The sequence below is a fragment of the Azospirillum canadense genome (genome assembly GCF_025961225.1).
In the GTDB taxonomy this organism is placed as follows: Bacteria; Pseudomonadota; Alphaproteobacteria; order Azospirillales; family Azospirillaceae; genus Azospirillum; species Azospirillum canadense.
The window spans coordinates 1545463-1563394 of sequence record NZ_JAOQNG010000010.1 but is presented as its reverse complement, the minus strand read 5'-3'; the positions used below and the strand labels follow the sequence as shown (position 1 = coordinate 1563394).

15 protein-coding genes are annotated in these 17932 nt (G+C 68.8%); 7 read left to right on the top strand and 8 right to left on the bottom strand.

What is annotated here, in order from left to right:
• Positions 1-3: 3 nt before the first annotated feature.
• From M2351_RS43005 to M2351_RS42990, 4 genes are read right to left on the bottom strand one after another with little or no spacing between them, the layout of a single operon-like run.
• Positions 4-1185: a CaiB/BaiF CoA transferase family protein gene (locus M2351_RS43005; RefSeq protein ID WP_264662076.1), complete on the bottom strand. Its 1182-nt coding sequence runs from the start codon at positions 1183-1185 to the stop codon at positions 4-6.
• Between the two features lie 11 nt (positions 1186-1196).
• Positions 1197-2060 (bottom strand): FAS1-like dehydratase domain-containing protein, encoded by an 864-nt coding sequence (locus tag M2351_RS43000; protein ID WP_264662075.1) that lies wholly within the window; start codon positions 2058-2060, stop codon positions 1197-1199.
• Positions 2061-2096: 36 nt separating this feature from the next.
• A complete protein-coding gene (gene dctA, locus M2351_RS42995) occupies positions 2097-3476 on the bottom strand; it encodes a C4-dicarboxylate transporter DctA (protein WP_264662074.1) in 1380 nt (459 codons plus the stop codon).
• A 29-nt stretch (positions 3477-3505) separates the two neighbouring features.
• Positions 3506-4624 (bottom strand): 4-oxalomesaconate tautomerase, encoded by a 1119-nt coding sequence (locus M2351_RS42990; RefSeq protein ID WP_264662073.1) that lies wholly within the window; start codon positions 4622-4624, stop codon positions 3506-3508.
• Positions 4625-4770: 146 nt separating this feature from the next.
• On the opposite strand from M2351_RS42990, the gene M2351_RS42985 reads away from it, so the two are divergent.
• The 4 genes from M2351_RS42985 (at position 4771) to M2351_RS42970 (ending at position 10611) form a co-directional block, all read left to right on the top strand.
• Complete coding sequence (locus tag M2351_RS42985; protein WP_264662072.1) at positions 4771-5661, top strand: LysR family transcriptional regulator; 891 nt, start codon at positions 4771-4773, stop codon at positions 5659-5661.
• Between the two features lie 130 nt (positions 5662-5791).
• Positions 5792-7414, top strand: coding sequence for an ABC-F family ATP-binding cassette domain-containing protein (locus M2351_RS42980; protein ID WP_264662071.1), 1623 nt, complete (start codon positions 5792-5794; stop codon positions 7412-7414).
• Positions 7415-7454: 40 nt separating this feature from the next.
• Positions 7455-8129 carry a response regulator transcription factor gene (locus M2351_RS42975; RefSeq protein ID WP_264662070.1) on the top strand — a complete coding sequence of 225 codons (675 nt, stop codon included), beginning with the start codon at positions 7455-7457 and terminating at the stop codon, positions 8127-8129.
• On the top strand, positions 8119-10611 hold the full coding sequence (locus M2351_RS42970) for a sensor histidine kinase (RefSeq protein ID WP_264662069.1): 2493 nt from the start codon (positions 8119-8121) through the stop codon (positions 10609-10611). The genes M2351_RS42975 and M2351_RS42970 overlap by 11 nt, the downstream gene beginning before the upstream one ends.
• 254 nt (positions 10612-10865) lie before the next feature.
• On the opposite strand, the gene M2351_RS42965 is transcribed toward M2351_RS42970, so the two are convergent.
• From M2351_RS42965 to M2351_RS42955, 3 genes are read right to left on the bottom strand one after another with little or no spacing between them, the layout of a single operon-like run.
• Complete coding sequence (locus M2351_RS42965) at positions 10866-11900, bottom strand: ABC transporter substrate-binding protein (protein ID WP_264662068.1); 1035 nt, start codon at positions 11898-11900, stop codon at positions 10866-10868.
• Between the two features lie 34 nt (positions 11901-11934).
• Positions 11935-12810 carry an ABC transporter permease gene (locus tag M2351_RS42960; RefSeq protein ID WP_264662067.1) on the bottom strand — a complete coding sequence of 292 codons (876 nt, stop codon included), beginning with the start codon at positions 12808-12810 and terminating at the stop codon, positions 11935-11937.
• A gap of 9 nt (positions 12811-12819) precedes the next feature.
• A complete protein-coding gene (locus M2351_RS42955) occupies positions 12820-13644 on the bottom strand; it encodes an ABC transporter ATP-binding protein (RefSeq protein WP_264662066.1) in 825 nt (274 codons plus the stop codon).
• 277 nt (positions 13645-13921) lie between these two features.
• Between M2351_RS42955 and M2351_RS42950 the strand changes: the two genes are divergently transcribed.
• Entirely contained in the window at positions 13922-15013 is a 1092-nt protein-coding gene (locus M2351_RS42950) for a ParA family protein (RefSeq protein ID WP_264662065.1), read from the top strand.
• A 33-nt stretch (positions 15014-15046) separates the two neighbouring features.
• On the opposite strand, the gene M2351_RS42945 is transcribed toward M2351_RS42950, so the two are convergent.
• Complete coding sequence (locus M2351_RS42945; RefSeq protein ID WP_264662064.1) at positions 15047-15475, bottom strand: Lrp/AsnC family transcriptional regulator; 429 nt, start codon at positions 15473-15475, stop codon at positions 15047-15049.
• 141 nt (positions 15476-15616) lie between these two features.
• Here M2351_RS42945 and rocF point away from each other — a divergent pair, with 141 nt between their 5' ends.
• Both rocF and rocD read left to right on the top strand, forming a co-directional pair.
• Positions 15617-16597 (top strand): arginase, encoded by a 981-nt coding sequence (rocF, locus tag M2351_RS42940; RefSeq protein ID WP_264662063.1) that lies wholly within the window; start codon positions 15617-15619, stop codon positions 16595-16597.
• A gap of 26 nt (positions 16598-16623) precedes the next feature.
• Complete coding sequence (gene rocD, locus M2351_RS42935) at positions 16624-17838, top strand: ornithine--oxo-acid transaminase (protein WP_264662062.1); 1215 nt, start codon at positions 16624-16626, stop codon at positions 17836-17838.
• Positions 17839-17932 lie beyond the last annotated feature (94 nt).

Sequence of the window (17932 nt, the reverse complement as noted above, 5' to 3'; positions counted from 1 at the left end):
GGTTCAGATCGCTTTCGCGTCGCGCAGCCGGGCGATGTCGCCGGGCGCGTAGCCCAGTTCGGCCAGGATGCGATCCGTGTGCTGGCCGAGCGCCGGCACCGGGTCCATCCGCGCTTCCCCGTCGCTGGATAGGCCCGGCGGCAGCAGGGCCGGCACCGGCCCGTTCTGCGTCTCCACCGTGCGCCAGCGGTTGCGGGCCGCCAGTTGCGGGTGGTTCCAGACGTCCTGCATGCTGTTGGCCTGGGCGTTGGCGATGGACGCCTTCTCCAGCCGGGCGACCACCTTCTCGGCGGTCAGGTCGGCGAAAGCCGCCACGATGATGCCGCGCAGCTCGTCGCGCGCCGCATTGCGGCGGGAGTTGCTGGAAAACCGTTCCTCCCGCGCCAGCTCCGGACGTTTCAACACCGTGTCGCAGAAGGCCACCCATTCGCGCTCGTTCTGCAGGCCGAGCAGCACGGTCTTGCCGTCGCCGGCCGGGAACGGGCCGTAGGGGTAGATGGTGGCGTGGCTGGCGCCGGTGCGGGCCGGCGGCGCCGCGCCGTCGAAGGCGTAGTAGAGTGGGTAGCTCATCCACTCCACCAGCGATTCCAGCATGGAGACGTCGATGCGGCAGCCGCGTCCGGTTTGCCCGCGTTGCAGCAGGGCGGCGAGGATGTTGGTGTAGGCGTACATGCCGGCGGAGATGTCGGCGATGGACGGGCCGGCCTTGGAGGGCGTCTCCGGCGTGCCGGTCACCGACAGGAAGCCGGACTCGCCCTGGATCAGCAGATCGTAGGCCTTCTTGTCGCGGTACGGGCCGTCGCTGCCGTAGCCGGAGATGTCGCAGACGATGATGTCCGGCTTCTCGGCCGACAGCGCCTCGTAGGACAGGCCGAGGCGGGCGGCCGCACCGGGGGCCAGGTTCTGCACCACCACGTCGGCCTGCTCGCGGATCAGGCGCTTGAGGATCGCCTGCGCCTCCGGGTGCTTGACGTCGAGCGTCAGGCTTTCCTTGGAGCGGTTGGTCCACACGAAGTGCGAGGCGACGCCGCGCACCCGCTCGTCGTAGCCGCGGGCGAAGTCGCCGACGCCGGGCCGTTCCACCTTGATGACGCGAGCGCCGAGGTCAGCAAGCTGGCGCGTCGCGAAGGGGGCGGCGATGGCGTGTTCCAGGGTGACGACGGTGATGCCGTTCAGGGGTTTCATCGAACTTGTCCTCACTTCAGGACCGCGGTGGCGTCCATGGTCAGCCAGCCCTCATGGTCCTTGGCCCAGAGGTGGACGGTCTTGCCGTCCGCCAGCGGAGTCCCGCACACCGAGAAGGGGTTGATGTCGAAGGTCGGCCGCACCGCCTTGAAGCGGTAGGAGGCGACCTCGGCCTCCGGCCGCTGGTGGCGCAGCAGGTCGAGCAGCAGGGTGGCGATCAGCGGGCCGTGCACGATCAGCCCCGGATACCCCTCCACCCCCGTCACGTAGCGGCGGTCGTAGTGGATGCGGTGGCCGTTGAAGGTCAGGGCGGAGTAGCGGAACAGCAGCACGTCGTCGGGGACCCAGCGCGTCTCCCAGGCTGCGTCCGCCGGCGCCGGCCGGGGCTCCGGCTGTGCATCGTCGGGCGTGGGGGCCTCGCGGTAGACGATGTCGTGGAACTCGGTCAGCGCCACCTGGCTTTCGCCGGCGCGGCGGATTTCGTGGCGGACCTTGACGAAGACCAGCGGGCCGGTGCGCCCGGATTTCTCGGTCACGTCATGGATGGTCGAGGTCCGGATCAGCGTGTCGCCGACGCGCAGGGGGCTGTGGAACTCGAACTGGCTGCCGGCCCACATCCGGCGGGGCAGGGGCACCGGGGGCAGGAAGCCGCCGCGCTTGGCGTGGCCGTCCGGCCCGATTTCCGACTGGCGGTGCAGCGGCAGGAAGTACAGCCAGTGCCACAACGGCGGGAGCGGGGTGCCGACCGCGGGACGCTCGGCGGGCCGGTCCAGCGTGGCCGACAGCGCGGCGTAGGGGGTGGGGGTGACGGTGTCGGACACGGTCTCGGTCCGGCCGATCCAATCCTTAGTGTTCAGGGCGGGGGCATTCATCATAGTAAGTCCTCGATGCGCGGGAGCGTCTTTGGGCGATCAATGCGACGGCTGGGCGGGCGTCCGGGCGTTCAGCGGCAGGACCGCGATGTCGCCCTTTTCCTCCAGGCAGCGCTCGGTGCGGGCGTAGCTCTGGTTCAGTTCCCGCTGCAGGACCTCGCGGTCGCAGGCGTTCTCCCAGATCGAGACGACGATGCTGGCGACGCAGTTGCTGATGATGCTGGTCAGGGCGCGGGCCTCGGACATGAAGCGGTCGATGCCGACGAGCAGCGCGACGCCCGCCACGGGAAGGTCCGGCATCACCGTCAGCGTGGCGACCAGGGCGACGAAGCCGCTGCCGGTGACGCCCGCGGCACCCTTCGAGGTCAGCAGCATGACGCCGAGCATGGCGACGATCTGGCCGGCCGACAGGTGGATGTCGCAGGCCTGGGCGATGAACAGGGAGGCCAGCGTCAGGTAGATCGCCGTGCCGTCCAGGTTGAAGGAGTAGCCCATGGGCAGCACCAGGCCGGAGACGCCCTTCTTGCAGCCCAGCGCCTCCAGTTTCTGCAGCACGCGCGGCAGGACCGGTTCGGAGGAGGAGGTGCCGAGCACGATCAGCAGCTCCTCGCGGAAGTAGCGCAGCACCTTCCACAGGCTGAAGCCGTGCAGCCGCGCCAGCGTGCCGATGACGACCACCAGGAAGGCGCCGCAGGCCACGTAGAAGGTCAGGATCAGCAGGCCGAGTGAGCCGATGCTGTCGATGCCGTACTTGCCGACGGTGAAGGCCATCGCGCCGAAGGCGCCGATCGGGGCCAGCTTCATGATGAAGCCGAAGGCGGCGAACAGCACGTGGGAGAAGGACTCGATGCCCTGGACCACCGGCTCGCCGGCCTTGCCGACCCGCGTCAGGCCGAAGCCGACCAGGACGGAGATGAGCAGCACCGGCAGCACCTCGCCCTCGGCGAAGGCGCCGAAGAAGGAGTGCGGGATGATGTGCAGCAGGAAGTCGGAAAACCCGACCGGAGCCGCCTGCTTGGCGTAGCGCGCCGCCACCCCGGGATCGAGCGACGCTGGCGACACGTGCATGCCGACGCCGGGTTCGATGATCAGGACCGCCGCCAGCCCGATGAGGAGTGCCGCCGCCGTCAGCGCGTAGAACAGCGCCATCGACTTCACCAGCGTCTTGCCGATCTCGCGGGTGTCGTTGAGGCTGGTGATGCCGCTGACGATGGTGCAGAAGACCACCGGCGCGATCATCATCTTGACCAGCTTGACGAACCCGTCGCCCAGCGGCTTCAGGGAAGCCCCGAAGTCCGGCCAGAGATGGCCGGCCAGGATGCCCAGGGCCAGGCCGACGACGACCTGGAAATACAGGGCCTTGTAGAAGGCCTTGGGCTTGGTCGGCGCCGGGGTTTGGCTTCCCGTTTGTAGGCGCATGGCGTTTCCTCCTCTCTTGTGCTGTGGCGTCAGGCCGCCAAGGCGGCCCGCGGCGGGGGCAAGGCCCGTGCGAATGGCCGTGCGAACACGGTTCCCTCGAACAGGCGCCGCGCGGTGCGCAGGATGCTGGCGATGGGAGCGGCTTGGCCGGCCCCCGGTTCGAGATGGACGGTCAGGCGTCCGGCCGGATGCTCGAAGGTGACGTCGCCGGGCATGGACAACCGGCCGGCCAGGGCGGCGGCCACGGTTCCCGGGATGGTGCAGGCGGTCGCGGTGGCGACGGCGCCGGTGATGGCCATCGCGCGGTGGCAGTCGTGCGGCATGAAATAGCGCACGGCCAGGGTGCCGCCGCGCGTGGGCGGCGCCAGCAGGACGGGCTTGGGGATCACCATGCCCGCGGCGTTGGGGAAGCCCATGCGGCGGCCGGCCTCCACGCGCAACGCTTCCAGGCAGCCCAGGAACTCCCGGTCGTGCCGGTAGCTGTCCGTCGGCTCGTACCCCGTCTTGCCGAGGTCGGCGGCGCGGACCAGCATCACCGGGATGGCGGCGTCGATGCAGGACACCTCGATCCCGCCGATGCGGTCGATCGGCGCCCCGGTGGGCAGCAGCCGGCCGGTGTTGGCGCCCGCCGCGTCGAGGAAGGCCAGATGGATGGGCGCCGCGGTGCCGGGCACGCCGTCGATGGCATCATCGCCGTCGTAGGTCACCTGGCCGGCGGGGGTCTGGACGCGCGCCTCAATCAGCTTGCCGGTGTTGACGTTGTGGATGCGCACCACCGTCACGCCGTCCGCGGCCGGGACGAGCCCGGCCTCGATGGCGAAGGGGCCGACCGCGGCGAGCATGTTGCCGCAGTTGGGCGAGGTGTCGACCACCCCCTCCTGCACCCGCACCTGGGCGAACAGGTAATCCACATCGGCACCGGCCATGGTGGCGGGACCGACGATGGCGACCTTGCTGGTCAGCGGGTTGCCGCCGCCGATGCCGTCGATGCCCAGGTCGTTCCCCGCCCCCATGACGGAGAGCAGAAGGGCGTTACGCTCCGCCGGTTCGGCCGGAAGGTCGGACGCCAGGAAGAAGGGCCCGCGGGAGGTGCCGCCGCGCATCATCACGCAGGGAATGCCGATCTGGCGGCTGGTCAGGTGGTTCATGGCGCTTGGTGTCTCTTGGTTTCGCCGTGCCGGCGAAGAAAGCCGATGACCCAATATTCCGATCGCCAACGGTATTTGTGAAATGCAATGATTTGCGATATTATTCCGTTTCACGCATTAATGGGCGCCGTCGTGCGGAGCCGGGCATGAACTTTGAACTGGTCGATCTGAAGGCGTTCGTGGCGGTGGCCGAGCTGGGCAGTTTCAACCGTGCTGCCGAGCTGCTGAACCTGTCGCAGCCGGCGCTCAGCCGCCGCATCCAGAAGCTGGAGGACACGCTGGGCGTGGCGCTGTTCGAGCGCTCGACCCGCCATGTCGCCCTGACCATGGTGGGGCGCGATTTCATCCCGAAGGTCCGGCGCTTCCTGGACGAGTTCGAGACCTCGCTGCTGGGGATCAGCGACCTGGGGGCGCGGAGCGGCGGGCAAGTCACCATCGCGTCGGTCCCGACGGCGGTGTTCTATTTCCTGCCGAACGCCATCAGCCGCTTCAGCATCGCGTTCCCGCGCATCCGCATCCGCATCCTGGACCTCGGCGCCAACGAGGGGCTGGAGGCGGTGGCCCGCGGGGAGGCGGATTTCGGCATCAACTTCATCGGCACGTCACACCCGGACATCGAGTTCACGCCGCTGGCCGAGGACCCGTTCGTCGTCGCCTGCCGGCACGACCATCCGCTGGCCTCCCAAGGGGCCGTGACGTGGGAGGAGCTGACCGCCCACCGGGTCATCACCGTGGGCCGGACCAGCGGCAACCGGGCACTGATCGACAACGCCCTGGCGCAGCATGGCCTGAAGCTCAGCTGGTCCTACGAGATCACGCACCTCGCGAGTTCGCTGGGGCTGGTGGAGGCGGGGCTGGGCGTCGCGGTTCTTCCCAAGCTCGCCACCCCGGCCGCCGGCCACCCCATCATCCGGACGATCCCGCTGAGCCACCCGAAGATTTCCCGGACGATCGGCGTCGTCCGACGGCACGGCGCCATCCTCTCGCCGATGGCGGCGCGCTTCCTGGAGGTGCTGCTCGGCTCCTGGAAGGCCTGACGGTCTTGTGATGGCCCGTCCGGGGGCTTCGTCACGTGACGCGAATCCTTCGGCGCCTCGATCTGGACTCTGGCGCGCCGCGCCGGCTGTGGCATAAGGGGCCGACCAAGCCACGGGAACCCAGCCGGACATGATTCGCTTCGACAGCATCAGCAAGCAGAACAGCCACCGTATCCTTTTCCTGGAAGCCTCCGCAGCGCTGAACCGGGGCGAAAAGATCGGCCTCGTCGGCCCGAACGGGGCCGGCAAAACGACGCTGTTCCGGATGATCACGGGCGAGGAGCTGCCGGACACCGGGCAGGTGGCCATCGAGAAGCAGGTCTCCATCGGCTATTTCAACCAGGACGTCGGCGAGATGTCGGGCCGCAGCGCGGTCGCGGAGGTGATGGACGGGGCCGGGCCGGTCAGCGCCGTCGCGGCGGAGCTGGCGAGCCTCGAAGCGGCCATGGCCGATCCCGACCGCGCCGACGAGATGGACGCGATCATCGAGCGCTACGGCGAGGTGCAGGCGCGCTTCGACGAGCTGGGTGGCTATGAGCTGGAGGGGCGGGCGCGGGAAGTGCTGGCCGGGCTCAGCTTCAGCCAGGAGATGATGGACGGGGACGTCGGCGCCCTGTCAGGCGGCTGGAAGATGCGCGTGGCGCTTGCCCGCATCCTGCTGATGCGCCCCGACGCCATGCTCCTCGACGAGCCGAGCAACCACTTGGACATCGAAAGCCTGATCTGGCTGGAAGGCTTCCTGAAGGGTTACGAAGGCGCGCTTCTGATGACCTCGCACGACCGCGAGTTCATGAACCGCATCGTCACGAAGATCATCGAGATCGACGGCGGGTCGCTGAACAGCTACTCCGGCGACTACGGCTTCTACGAGCAGCAGCGGGCGCTGAACGAACGGCAGCAGCAGGCGCAGTTCGAACGGCAGCAGGCCATGCTGGCGAAGGAGCTGAAGTTCATCGAGCGCTTCAAAGCCCGCGCCTCCCACGCCAGCCAGGTGCAGAGCCGGGTGAAGAAGCTGGAGAAGATCGAGCGCTTCGAACCGCCCAAGCGCCGCCAGACCGTGGTGTTCGATTTCCCGCCGGCCCCGCGCTCGGGCGAGGACGTCGCGGTCCTGAAGAACGTGCACAAGGGCTATGGCAGCCGGACCATCTACGAGGGGCTGGACCTCACCATCCGCCGCAAGGAGCGCTGGTGCGTCATGGGCGTCAACGGCGCCGGCAAGTCGACGCTGCTGAAGCTGATCGCCGGCGTGACCGAGCCGGACACCGGGACCGTCACCGTCGGCGGCAGCGTGAAGATGGGCTATTTCTCCCAGCACGCCATGGAACTGCTCGACGGCGACCAGACGATCTTCGAGACTCTGGAAACCACCTTCCCGCAGGCGGGGCAGGGGGCGCTCCGCGCGCTGGCCGGCTGCTTCGGCTTCTCCGGCGACGACGTGGAGAAGAAGTGCCGCGTCCTGTCCGGCGGCGAGAAGGCCCGCCTCGTGATGGCGATCATGCTGTTCAATCCGCCGAATTTCCTGGTGCTCGACGAGCCGACGAACCATCTCGATCTGGACACCAAGCAGATGCTGGTCACGGCGCTGGCCAACTACGAGGGCACCATGCTGTTCGTGTCGCACGACCGGCATTTCCTGGCGCGGCTGTCCAACCGGGTGCTGGAGCTGACGCCGGAAGGCATCCACCAGTACGGCGGCGGCTACACGGAGTATGTGGCGAGCACCGGCCAGGAAGCGCCGGGGATTCACAGCTGATCCGGCGCCGGGCATCGGATCGGCCCGCGAGGGAACGTCGATGCGGATACTGGTGATCGAGGACGCCGAGGATCTGGCCGACGCCGTCATCGACAGCCTGCGCAGCCTTGGGCACGCCGTCGACTGGGCGCCCGACGGCCATCAGGCCGACGAGCTTCTGCGGACGGAGACGTACCAGCTCATCATCCTCGACGTGATGCTGCCGGGACCGGACGGCCAGACCCTGCTGCGCCAGCTGCGCCGCCGCGGGGACCGGACGCCGGTGCTGGTCACCACGGCGCGCTCGCAGATCGACACGAAGATCCACCTGCTCGACCTCGGCGCCGACGACTACATCGTGAAGCCATTCGACCTGCGCGAGCTGGAGGCGCGATGCCGCGCCTTGCTGCGCCGGTCGCACGGGATGGCCTCGTCGGAGGCGACCTTCGGGAACCTCGTGTTCGACGCGGCGGCGCGGACCGTCTCGGTCGGCGGCCAGCCGCTCGACCTCAGCGCGCGGGAGTTCCGGCTGCTGGAGCTGTTCCTGGGCAACCTGGGGCGCGTGCTGACCAAAAACGCGCTGATCGAGCAGCTGTTCGACCTGGAACAGGCGGTCACCCCGAACGCGGTGGAGATGTCCGTCTCCCGCCTAAGGCGCAAGCTGGAGGGCGCCTCGGTGGTGATCCGCACCGTGCACGGCGTCGGCTATGTCGGTGAAAAACAACATGCCGAATGAAGGTCAGGCCGGTGAAGGAGGCTCGCTGCGGCGGCGCCTGCTGAGCCGGATGTTCCTCGTGCTCGGCGTCGTGACCCTGATCCTGTTCCTGTTCGTCCGCTCGTACGCGCGCGACGCGGCCGACAGCGCCTACGACCAGCTTCTGTCGGCGTCCGCCCTGTCCATCGCGGACGCCATACGGGTGGAAAACGGCGCCATCACGGTGGACCTGCCCTATTCCTCGCTGAGCGTCCTGGGCACGGCCCGGCACGACCGGGTCTTCTACAAGGTGCTGGCGCCGGGCGGCCTCCTCGTCACCGGCTATGAGGATTTGCCCGGCGGCGCGGTGCACGACGACACGCCGGTGTTCCAGAACGCAGTCTACAGCGACGCACCGGTCCGGGTCGCGGTGACGGGACGCTTCATCAGCGGGGTGCCGCGGTCGGGATGGGCGACCGTGGTCGTCGCCCAGACGCGCGAGGCGCGCGACATGCTGGCATCACGGCTCGTCGCCAACGCCTTCGCGCCCATCGCCTTCGCGGTGGTGGTCGGGGCGCTGCTGCTCTGGCTCGGCGTCCGGCAGGCGCTCGCCCCGCTGGGCTTCCTGGAGGCGCTGATCCGGGCGCGGCGCCCGCAGGACTTCACCCCGATCGACGCGCCCGTGCCGACCGAAGTCGGGCAGCTGCTGGGCGCCATCAACCAGCTGATGGTCCGCTTCAAAGCGAACCTGGACTCCACCCAGTCCTTCCTGGCCGACGCCGCGCACCAGATCCGCACGCCGCTGGCCGCGTTGCGCTCGCAGGCCGAGCTGGCGCGCCGCGAGGCCGACGTCGAACGCCTGCGCAACCGGGTCGAGCGCATCCACCGCAACGCCGTGGAGGCGAGCGAGCTGACGACCCAGCTGCTGAACCACGCGACCGTGGTCCACCGCGCGGAAGCGGTGCAGCCGCAGGAGGTGGACCTCGACGCGCTGCTCGGCCAGATCGTCCAGCAGGCGGCCGGTCGGCCGGAGGCTCCGCCCATCCATCTGACGCGGGAGCCGGCCGGCGGGGGCGCGCTGCTGCACGGGGACCCCGTGACCCTGCGGGAAGCCCTGTCCAACCTGCTGGACAACGCGGTCAAGTACGGCGGCCCGGGCCCCATCGACGTGCGCGTGCGGTCGGGAAGCGGCGGCTATGGCCCCCTGGTGGAGATTGCCGACCGCGGCCCCGGCGTTCCGGACGAGGAAAAGCCGGCGGTGCTCGAACGCTTCGGCCGGGGGCAGTCGGCCAAGGGAACCGCCGGCAGCGGGCTCGGGCTCTCCATCGCCGTGGCGGTGGCGGAGGCGCACCAGGCCGTCCTCTCCCTGCTCGACCGTCCGGGCGGCGGCCTGATCGTCCGGCTGGAGTTTCCGGGGGAAGAGCGGTCGGGCAAGGAAGCCCCCGGCCCAATGCCGGGCGGGCGCGTGTTGCCCCTGCTGCTGCTCGGCCTGCTGCTGGCCGCCGCCCGGCCGGCCCTGGCCCTGGAGCCCGTCCTGTATCCCGCCCCAGGCGCGGGAATGGAACATCTGCGCATCGACGCGGCCACCGACCGGCCGGCGATCGAGCCGCTGATCCGCGATTTTCAGACGATGAACCCGACGGTCACCGTCGAGTACCGGGAGATGAACACCGGGGAGCTGTACGACTCCGTGGTCAAACGCGGGGCCGGCGACGTGCCGGACCTCGTCATCAGCTCCGCCGCCGGCTTGCAGGTGAAGCTGGTCAACGACGGGCACGCGCGCCGCCACAGCTCCCCGGCGACCGACGCGCTTCCGGACTGGGCCAAGTGGCGCAGCGCCGCCTTCGGCTTCACGCAGGAACCGGCGGTCATCGTCTTCAACCGCGACCTCGTCCCGGAGGACGAGGTGCCGCACTCCCGCGAAGAGCTGATCCACCTGCTGCGCGACCGGAAGGAACGCTACCGGGGCCGCGTGGTGACCTACAACGTCGAGGACAGCGGCATCGGCTATCTGTTCGCGACGCAGGATTCCGTCCTGACCAGCCAATTCTGGCAGCTTGCCGACGCGCTCGGCGAGAACCAGGCCCGGCAGCTGTGCTGCACGGCCGACATGGTGGCCGCCATCGAGCGGGGCGACAGCCTGATCGGCTACAACCTGCTGGGCTCCTACGCGCGGGAACGGCAGCTGCACGGCGCCCACATCGGGATCGTCCTGCCGTCCGACTACGCGCTGGTCATGACCCGCGTCGCCCTGATCCCCCGCCGGGCGAGCGCCCCGGAGCTGGCCGGGCGCTTCATCGACTACCTGCTGTCGGAGCGTGGGCAGGCGGTGATCGCCGCCAACACCGCCTTCTACTCCATCCTGCCGACCGTCGGCGGCCCGATGTCGGCGACGCACTTGCAGGAGGCGATGCGCGGTCCCACGCAGCGGATCGGTCTTGGCCCCGCGCTGCTGGTCTACATGGATCACCTGAAGCGCGACCGCTTCCTCCAGCAGTGGAAGGCCTTCCTGCACCAGCCCTAAAGCGAACTTCCGTTCGCTTTAGGGTCAAATGGCCTCACATGCCGGCTCGTAGCGGATGCCTGTGGCATCCGCTTGCCGCCAGCGGGAACGAAGTTCCCGCGAGAGGCCGGGCTTCGGCCGCCAATCTCTGAACAGAAAGCTGGCGGCCGAGCCCGCCGTCGCGGTCCAAAGCGGATCGCCATCCGCTTTAAAAGAAGATGGCCCGGGAATGACCCGGGCCAGTTCGTTGGGGACGTGCTGTTCGAAAAACGCGATCAGCTTCCAGGCAGGGAATGGACGTTGGCGATGAACAGGTCCTGCCACGTCGCCGGCTTGTTCTTGATCGTGCCGACACGGCCCATGAAGTTGGCGAACTGCATGACACCGTTGGGGGTGGTGGAGAACTTGGTGTCCGGGTCCTTGATCATCCGCTCCACCTCGTCCGGCGACAGCTTGGCCTTGGACGACTGGACGTAGATGGCGGCGGCGCGTCCCGGCTCTTCGGAAATCAGCTTGTCGGCCTCGTCGAGCGCCGCGACGAAGGCCGCGGTCAGCTTCGGGTTGGCGTCGATGAAGCGCTTGGGCGCGTAGACGAGGTCGAGCGAGATGTTGCCGAGCACGTCCACCGAGTTCATCACCCGGTGCACCTGCGGGTTTTCCAGCTCCATGAAGGAGTAGGGCGGGGAGCCGAGATGGCTGTTCACCTCCGTCTTGCCGGAGACGAGCGCCGTGTAGGCCTCCGGGTGCGGCAGGCCGACGGTCATCGGGTCGAGCTTGGCGTAGTTGTCGTCGCCGAACTCCTTGGCGACGGCCATCTGGAGAACGACGGCGGACAGCGAGGTCTTGATGCCCGGCAGGGCGATCTTGTCCTTTGCGCCGAAGTCCTTCAGCGACTTGATGGCCGGGTTGTTGGTGTTGAGGTACAGCGAGGTGGCGCTGAGCCCGGCCAGCGCCGAAACCTCCAGCTTCGCGTTGCCCTTCACCTTCGACCACAGCGTCAGGAAGCCGGGCACGCCGATGGCCGCGATGTCCAGGTTGCCGGAGATCATGGCGTCGTTGATAACATTGCCGCCGTCCAGCTCCAGCCAGCCGACCTTGACGTCGCCGAGGCCGGCCGCCTTGGCCTGCTTCTCCAGGAGCTTCTCGTGCTCCATGACGATCATCGGCAGGTACAGGATGCCGTAGCCCTTGGAGATGTGCACTTCGGCGGTTTCGGCACGCAGGGGGCCGGTCGCCAGAGCCCCGGAAACCAGAGCGACAAGCGCCGTCGCCAGCACGCCGACCCGGCGCAGGGTCGCGAAAGCGGTCATGATGGGTCCTCCCGTAAAGATTCTTATCGATGGATCAGTGCTGCATGCCCCAGCGGCGGATGGTGCGCCGCTCGATGGTGGCGAAGACGCCGTTCTCGACGACGAGGCCGATCAGGATCACCGTGAACAGGCCCGCGAAGACGTTCGCCGTCTCCAGCTGGTTCCGGTTCTCGAAGATGTACCAGCCGAGCCCGCCGGAGCCGGAGCTGACGCCGAACACCAGCTCCGCCGCGATCAGCGTGCGCCAAGCGAAGGCCCAGCCCACCTTCAGGCCGGTCAGGATCGACGGGAAGGCCGCGGGGATGAGGATGTGGCGGACGAGCCCCAGGCCGCTCAGCCCATAATTCCGGCCAACCATGCGCAGCGTGTTCGAGACGGAGCGGAAGCCGGCGTGCGTGTTCAGCGCAATCGCCCACAGCACGGAATGGACGAGCACGAAGATCACGCTGCCCGACCCGAGCCCGAACCAGATCAGCGCCAGCGGCAGCAGGGCGATGGCCGGCAGCGGGTTCAGCATGGAGGTCATCGTCTCCAGCAGGTCGGTGCCGATCTGCGAGCCGATGGCGATGGTGGTCAGCAGGGCCGCCAGGATGATGCCCATCGCATAGCCGATCACCAGCGTCTGGAGCGAGACGAGCGTGCGCGCCGGAATGATGCCGTTGCCGAGGTCGGTGGCGAAGGCGTCGAGCATCGCCGAGAAGGGCGGGAACAGCAGCGGGTTGTCGAGCCAGCGGCCGTACGCCTCCCAGATCACCGCCAGCACGAGCAGGATCAGCCCCTTGCGGAGCAACGGGACGCGGTACAGGCGTTCCCACACGCCGAGCGGCTTCTCGATCTCAGCGGTGACGGTGGAGTGGGACACGTCCCGGATGATTTCCGGGCGGTCGACGAGGACGGATTGCGCGGTCATGGCGGGGCCTCAGTGGACGAACAGCATGTCGTTGATGCGGGCTTCCAGCTCGGCTTGCGCGGCTGTGCCCAGCTGCTCCGGCGGGATGCTGTTGAGTTCGGCCTTCACCTGGCCCGGGTGCGGCGACAGCAGCAGGATGCGGGTGCCGACGCGGATCGCCTCTTCGATGGAGTGGGTCACGAACAGGACGGTGAACTTCGTGTCGTCCCACAGGCGCAGCAGTTCGTCCTGCATGCGGCGGCGCGTCAGGGCGTCGAGCGCGGCGTAGGGCTCGTCCATCAGCAGGACGTCCGGCTCCATCGCCATGCCGCGAGCGATGGCCACGCGCTGCTTCATGCCGCCTGACAGGGTGTGGGGGAAGCTGTGCGCGAACTTCGCCAGGCCGACCTTGTTGATGTAGTAGTCCGTGCGCTCGGCGGCCTCCGCCCCCTTGGCGCGGCCGCTGGTGGTCAGCGCGAACATCACGTTCTCGCGCACGCTCTTCCAGGGCAGAAGCTGGTCGAACTCCTGGAACACCATCATGCGGTCGGGGCCGGGCCGGGTCACCTCATGCCCGTTCAGGCGTATGGCGCCCTCCACCGGCTCCAGATAGCCGCCGATGGCCTTCAGCAGGGTGGATTTCCCGCAACCGGAGGGGCCGAGCAGGACGTAGCGGTCCGACTTGAAGACCTGGAAGTCGACCCGGTAGGTGGCCGTCACCAGATGATCCGCCGTCTTGTACTGCAAGGTGACGCCGGAGACCTCCAGCAGCGGGCTGGCCTGAACGGCGGCGGCCGTCGGATCGGGGGGCGCGCCCGCATACGCGGCGCGGACGTTGGGCGACGTCCTGTTCATCGATTCCTCCACGGAAACTTTTTGGTTGCGAGGGCTTATGGGTTGCTCAGACCGCGAATTGCGGGACTTGCGGACAGTATGCGTGGCAAGTCTGACAGTTTCCTGACGGCCGAATCCGGCACGGCCACCAGTCGCGTTTGTGGGCCCCGTTCGGAGGGGGGATGAACGTCTGGGGAGACTCGGGCCAAGCCGATGCTTATAGTGCGCGCTCGCTTCGGGGCCGGGAACCTTTGCCCCGGGGATGGGTATTGCCGCAGAACGACGAAGCGGAACGGATATGACCAGCCACGAAGACGTCTTCGACACGCCGGAGGCGCGGCAGCCGACCATCCTGTCGGTGTACAATCAGAAAGGCGGCGTCGGAAAGACGACCACCTCGGTGAACCTCGCGCTCGCGCTCGCCGCGCTGGGCAAGAGCGTCGTCCTGATCGATTTCGACCCGCAGAGCAGCGCCACCAGCAACTTCCTGCTGCGCGAGAGGGCGAAGGTCGGCATCAACGACCTGCTGAGCCAGGAGACCTTCGTCGAGGACGCCATCTCCCCGACCGCGTTCGACGGGCTGTCGATGATCGTCGGCGCCCGCAAGCTCTACTCATTGGAGCACGCGCTGGATTCCCGCGGCGGATCGCAGCGCGGTTTGCGCAAGGCGCTGCACTTCTCCCGCAACCCGCCGGACTATGTCGTGATCGACTGCCCGCCGGCGCTCGGCCACCTCGCGGCCGGTGCGCTGGCCGCGTCCGACCGGCTGGTGGTGCCGGTGTTCCCCGGCCGCTACGCGCTGGACGGGCTGAAGCGCACCCTGTCGGTGGTGGAGCACATCCAGAAGGGCATGAACCCGAACCTGTCGGTCGCCGGCATCCTGATGCTGTCGATCACCAACGACGAGGTCGGGCGGGAATCGCTGACCCTGCTGCGGTCCGAATTTCCGGATCTGATGTTCCGCACCGCAGTCCCCTACGACGTCGACGTGGTGAAGGCCACCTACCGCCGGATGCCGGCCTCCATCTTCAGCCCGGAGGGGCGGACGACCGCCCGCTTCGTGACGCTGGGCTGGGAGATCATCCACGGCCGCGGGACCACCCCGACGGATGAGGAGCTGAAGCCCGCGCTGGACCGCATCCGGTCCTGGCAGGAGGCCACCGACGCCTCCTACAGCGCCCGCCGGGCCGCCACCGCGTCGGACGAGGGGGAGGAGTCGTCCGGCGGCGGAAACGGCGCCCGCCCGGCGGACCGCGCCCGGCCGCGCTCCGGCCGGGCGCTCGTCGCGGCGCTGGTCGGGCTGGTCATTGGGCTGATCGCTGGCTTCGCGCTCGGCGCGGTGCTTGGGCAGCCGATCCTCGGCAAGGTGCTGACGAGCCTGGGTGGCTGATGCTGCCTTTCGTCAGTCGCAGAGTTTGAAACGCTACAGCACCGCCTTCCGCGCGGACAGCAGGATGCTGGTCTCCGTGGAGGCGATGCCGGCGATCTGGCGGATGCGGCGCAGCGTGTCGTCGAAGGCCTCCAGCGAGTCCGTTTCGACTTCGGCGACGACATCCCAGCGGCCATTGGTGGTGTAGACGGTCCGCACCTCTGGAAAGCCGTGCAGCCGCGCGATGACCGTCTCGGCGGCGCGGCCTTCCACCTCAATCATGGTGATGGCCCGCACGGTCGCGGGCCGCAGGTCCTTGCGCAGCAGCAGAGTGAAGCCGGCGATCACCCCGCTGTCGACCATCCGGTCGATGCGGGCGCGCACGGTGGCGCGCGACACGTCCAGCTCGGCGGCGAGGCTGGCGACGGGCCGGCGCGCGTCCGCGCGCAGCAGGGCCAGCAGGCGGTAATCCAGGTCGTCCATGCCACTTTGATAACCGGGACTGAGCAAACTGTCAAAACAGCCGCCGTTTGTTGCCACTTCTCCGTCTTTCTGCCGCCTGCGCCGATCCCGATACTGAAGGGAAAGCGCAAACGGCGCGGCTGAGGCAGGGAGAGACAGGGCATGACGTCGCAAGCGACGGCTCAAGACAATTCGGCTCAAGACCGAGGGCAGCGGTTCGTCGAGATTCTGGGGGTGCCGATTGAGGCGGGGGCCGGCCATCCCGGCGCCCTGATGGGGCCGGCGGCCCTGCGCACGGCGGGACTGGTGCGGGCTCTGCGGGACCTCGGGCATGAGGTGCGCGATCTGGGAGATATGACGCCGGCCGCCGGTGGCGAACCGGCGGATCGGCTGGCGGAGATCACCGCTTGGTCGCGGGCGCTGGCCGACCGGTCCTACGACATGATGCGGGCGGGCGGCGTGCCGGTGTTCCTGGGCGGTGACCACAGCCTGTCCATGGGCTCCGTCACCGGGGTGGCGCGCCATTGCCGGGAGACGGGCGTGCCGCTGTTCGTGCTGTGGCTGGACGCGCATGGCGACTTCAACACGCCGACCACCTCGCCGTCCGGGAACATGCACGGGATGCCAGTGGCGCTGCTGTGCGGGGAGGACGGCTTCGACGGCGTCTTCCCGCCGGAGCAGCGGGCGACGGTCGACCCGGCGCACGTCCACCTGTTCGGCATCCGCTCCCTCGATCCCGGCGAGCGGAGGCTTCTGCGCGCCCGCGGCGTGGACGTGGTGGACATGCGGCTGATCGACGAGCACGGGGTCGGGGTCCACATGCGCCGGATCATCGAGCGGGTGAAGGAGGCGGGCGGGCACCTGCACGTCAGCCTGGACGTGGACTTCCTCGACCCCTCCATCGCGCCGGCGGTGGGCACGGCGGTGCTGGGCGGGGCCACCTACCGCGAGGCGCACCTGATCATGGAGATGCTGCACGACGCGGGCGTCGTCGGCTCGCTGGACGTGGTGGAGCTGAACCCCTTCCTCGACGAGCGGGGCAAGAGCGCCCTGCTGCTGGTCGACCTGGTGGCGAGCCTGTTCGGCCGCCGCATCATCGACCCCGCGGTCACCCAATCGCAGATCGGCGGGCAAGCCGTCTGAACCCTTGATAAGGAGGAGACAAAGCCATGACGCAGCAGGCCGCCGACCTGATCGGAACCGAATCCCGCCTGGGCGCCCACAATTACAAGCCGCTGGACGTGGTCCTGGCGCGGGGCGAGGGGGTATATGTCTGGGATGTGGAGGGCAACCGGTACCTGGACTGCCTGTCCGCCTACTCCGCGGTCAACCAGGGGCACTGCCACCCGAAGATCCTGGAGGCGATGGTCGCCCAGGCCTCCAAGCTGACGCTGACCTCCCGCGCCTTCCGCAACGACCAGCTGGCGCCCTTCTACGAGGAACTGGCGGCGCTGACCGGGTCCCACAAGATCCTCCCCATGAACAGCGGGGCGGAGGCGGTGGAGTCGGCCATCAAGACCGTCCGCAAGTGGGGGTACGAGGTGCGCGGCGTGCCGGAGAACCAGGCGGAGATCATCGTCTGTTCCGACAACTTCCACGGCCGGACCATCAGCGTGGTCAGCTTCTCCACCGACCCGGACGCCCGCGGCGGCTTCGGCCCCTTCACGCCGGGCTTCCGCACGGTGCCCTTCGGCGACGCGGCGGCGATGGAGGCGGCCATCACCCCCAACACGGTGGCCGTCCTGCTGGAGCCGATCCAGGGCGAGGCCGGGGTGGTCATCCCGCCGCCGGGCTACCTGCGCCGGGTGCGGGAGCTGTGCACGGAGCGCGGCATCGTCATGATCCTGGACGAGATCCAGACCGGCCTGGGCCGCACCGGCAAGCTGCTCGCCGAGGAGCATGAGGGGGTGGAGGCCGACGTCACCCTGATCGGCAAGGCCCTGTCCGGCGGCTTCTACCCGGTGTCGGCGGTGCTGTCGAACTCGGAGGTGCTGGGCGTGCTGAAGCCCGGCCAGCACGGCAGCACCTTCGGCGGCAACCCGCTGGCCTGCGCCGTGGCCCGCGCCGCCATGCGCGTGCTGGTGGAGGAGGGCATGATCGACAACGCCGCCGCCCAGGGCGCGTATTTCCTGGAGCAGCTGGCCGGCATCCGCAGCAACCTGGTCCGCGAGGTCCGCGGCCGCGGCCTGATGCTGGCGGTGGAGCTGCACCCGGAGGCCGGCGGCGCCCGCCGGTACTGCGAGCAGCTGCGGGCGCGCGGCATCCTCGCCAAGGACACCCACGACCACACCATCCGCATCGCCCCGCCGCTGGTGATCACGCGGGAGCAGGTGGACTGGGCGCTGGAGCGCTTCGACGCCGTGCTGACCGGCGCGCAGGCATAACCGGTCGCACCAGCCCTTACCATCCGGCACTTGCGGCCCACCGGCGCCTCGGGCACGGTGGGCCGTTCGGTTTCCCCTTGCGTCAACGGCTCTG

What these genes read in the sequence shown, in the direction of transcription:
- M2351_RS42970 (WP_264662069.1), top strand. Translation starts at nt 8,119, where the DNA reads ATGCCGAATGAAGGTCAGGCCGGTGAAGGAGGCTCGCTGCGGCGGCGC.
- M2351_RS42965 (WP_264662068.1), bottom strand. Translation starts at nt 11,900, where the DNA reads ATGACCGCTTTCGCGACCCTGCGCCGGGTCGGCGTGCTGGCGACGGCG.
- M2351_RS43005 (WP_264662076.1), bottom strand. Translation starts at nt 1,185, where the DNA reads ATGAAACCCCTGAACGGCATCACCGTCGTCACCCTGGAACACGCCATC.
- M2351_RS42960 (WP_264662067.1), bottom strand. Translation starts at nt 12,810, where the DNA reads ATGACCGCGCAATCCGTCCTCGTCGACCGCCCGGAAATCATCCGGGAC.
- rocD (WP_264662062.1), top strand. Translation starts at nt 16,624, where the DNA reads ATGACGCAGCAGGCCGCCGACCTGATCGGAACCGAATCCCGCCTGGGC.
- M2351_RS42980 (WP_264662071.1), top strand. Translation starts at nt 5,792, where the DNA reads ATGATTCGCTTCGACAGCATCAGCAAGCAGAACAGCCACCGTATCCTT.
- M2351_RS42975 (WP_264662070.1), top strand. Translation starts at nt 7,455, where the DNA reads ATGCGGATACTGGTGATCGAGGACGCCGAGGATCTGGCCGACGCCGTC.
- M2351_RS42985 (WP_264662072.1), top strand. Translation starts at nt 4,771, where the DNA reads ATGAACTTTGAACTGGTCGATCTGAAGGCGTTCGTGGCGGTGGCCGAG.
- M2351_RS43000 (WP_264662075.1), bottom strand. Translation starts at nt 2,060, where the DNA reads ATGATGAATGCCCCCGCCCTGAACACTAAGGATTGGATCGGCCGGACC.
- M2351_RS42950 (WP_264662065.1), top strand. Translation starts at nt 13,922, where the DNA reads ATGACCAGCCACGAAGACGTCTTCGACACGCCGGAGGCGCGGCAGCCG.
- rocF (WP_264662063.1), top strand. Translation starts at nt 15,617, where the DNA reads ATGACGTCGCAAGCGACGGCTCAAGACAATTCGGCTCAAGACCGAGGG.
- M2351_RS42955 (WP_264662066.1), bottom strand. Translation starts at nt 13,644, where the DNA reads ATGAACAGGACGTCGCCCAACGTCCGCGCCGCGTATGCGGGCGCGCCC.
- dctA (WP_264662074.1), bottom strand. Translation starts at nt 3,476, where the DNA reads ATGCGCCTACAAACGGGAAGCCAAACCCCGGCGCCGACCAAGCCCAAG.
- M2351_RS42945 (WP_264662064.1), bottom strand. Translation starts at nt 15,475, where the DNA reads ATGGACGACCTGGATTACCGCCTGCTGGCCCTGCTGCGCGCGGACGCG.
- M2351_RS42990 (WP_264662073.1), bottom strand. Translation starts at nt 4,624, where the DNA reads ATGAACCACCTGACCAGCCGCCAGATCGGCATTCCCTGCGTGATGATG.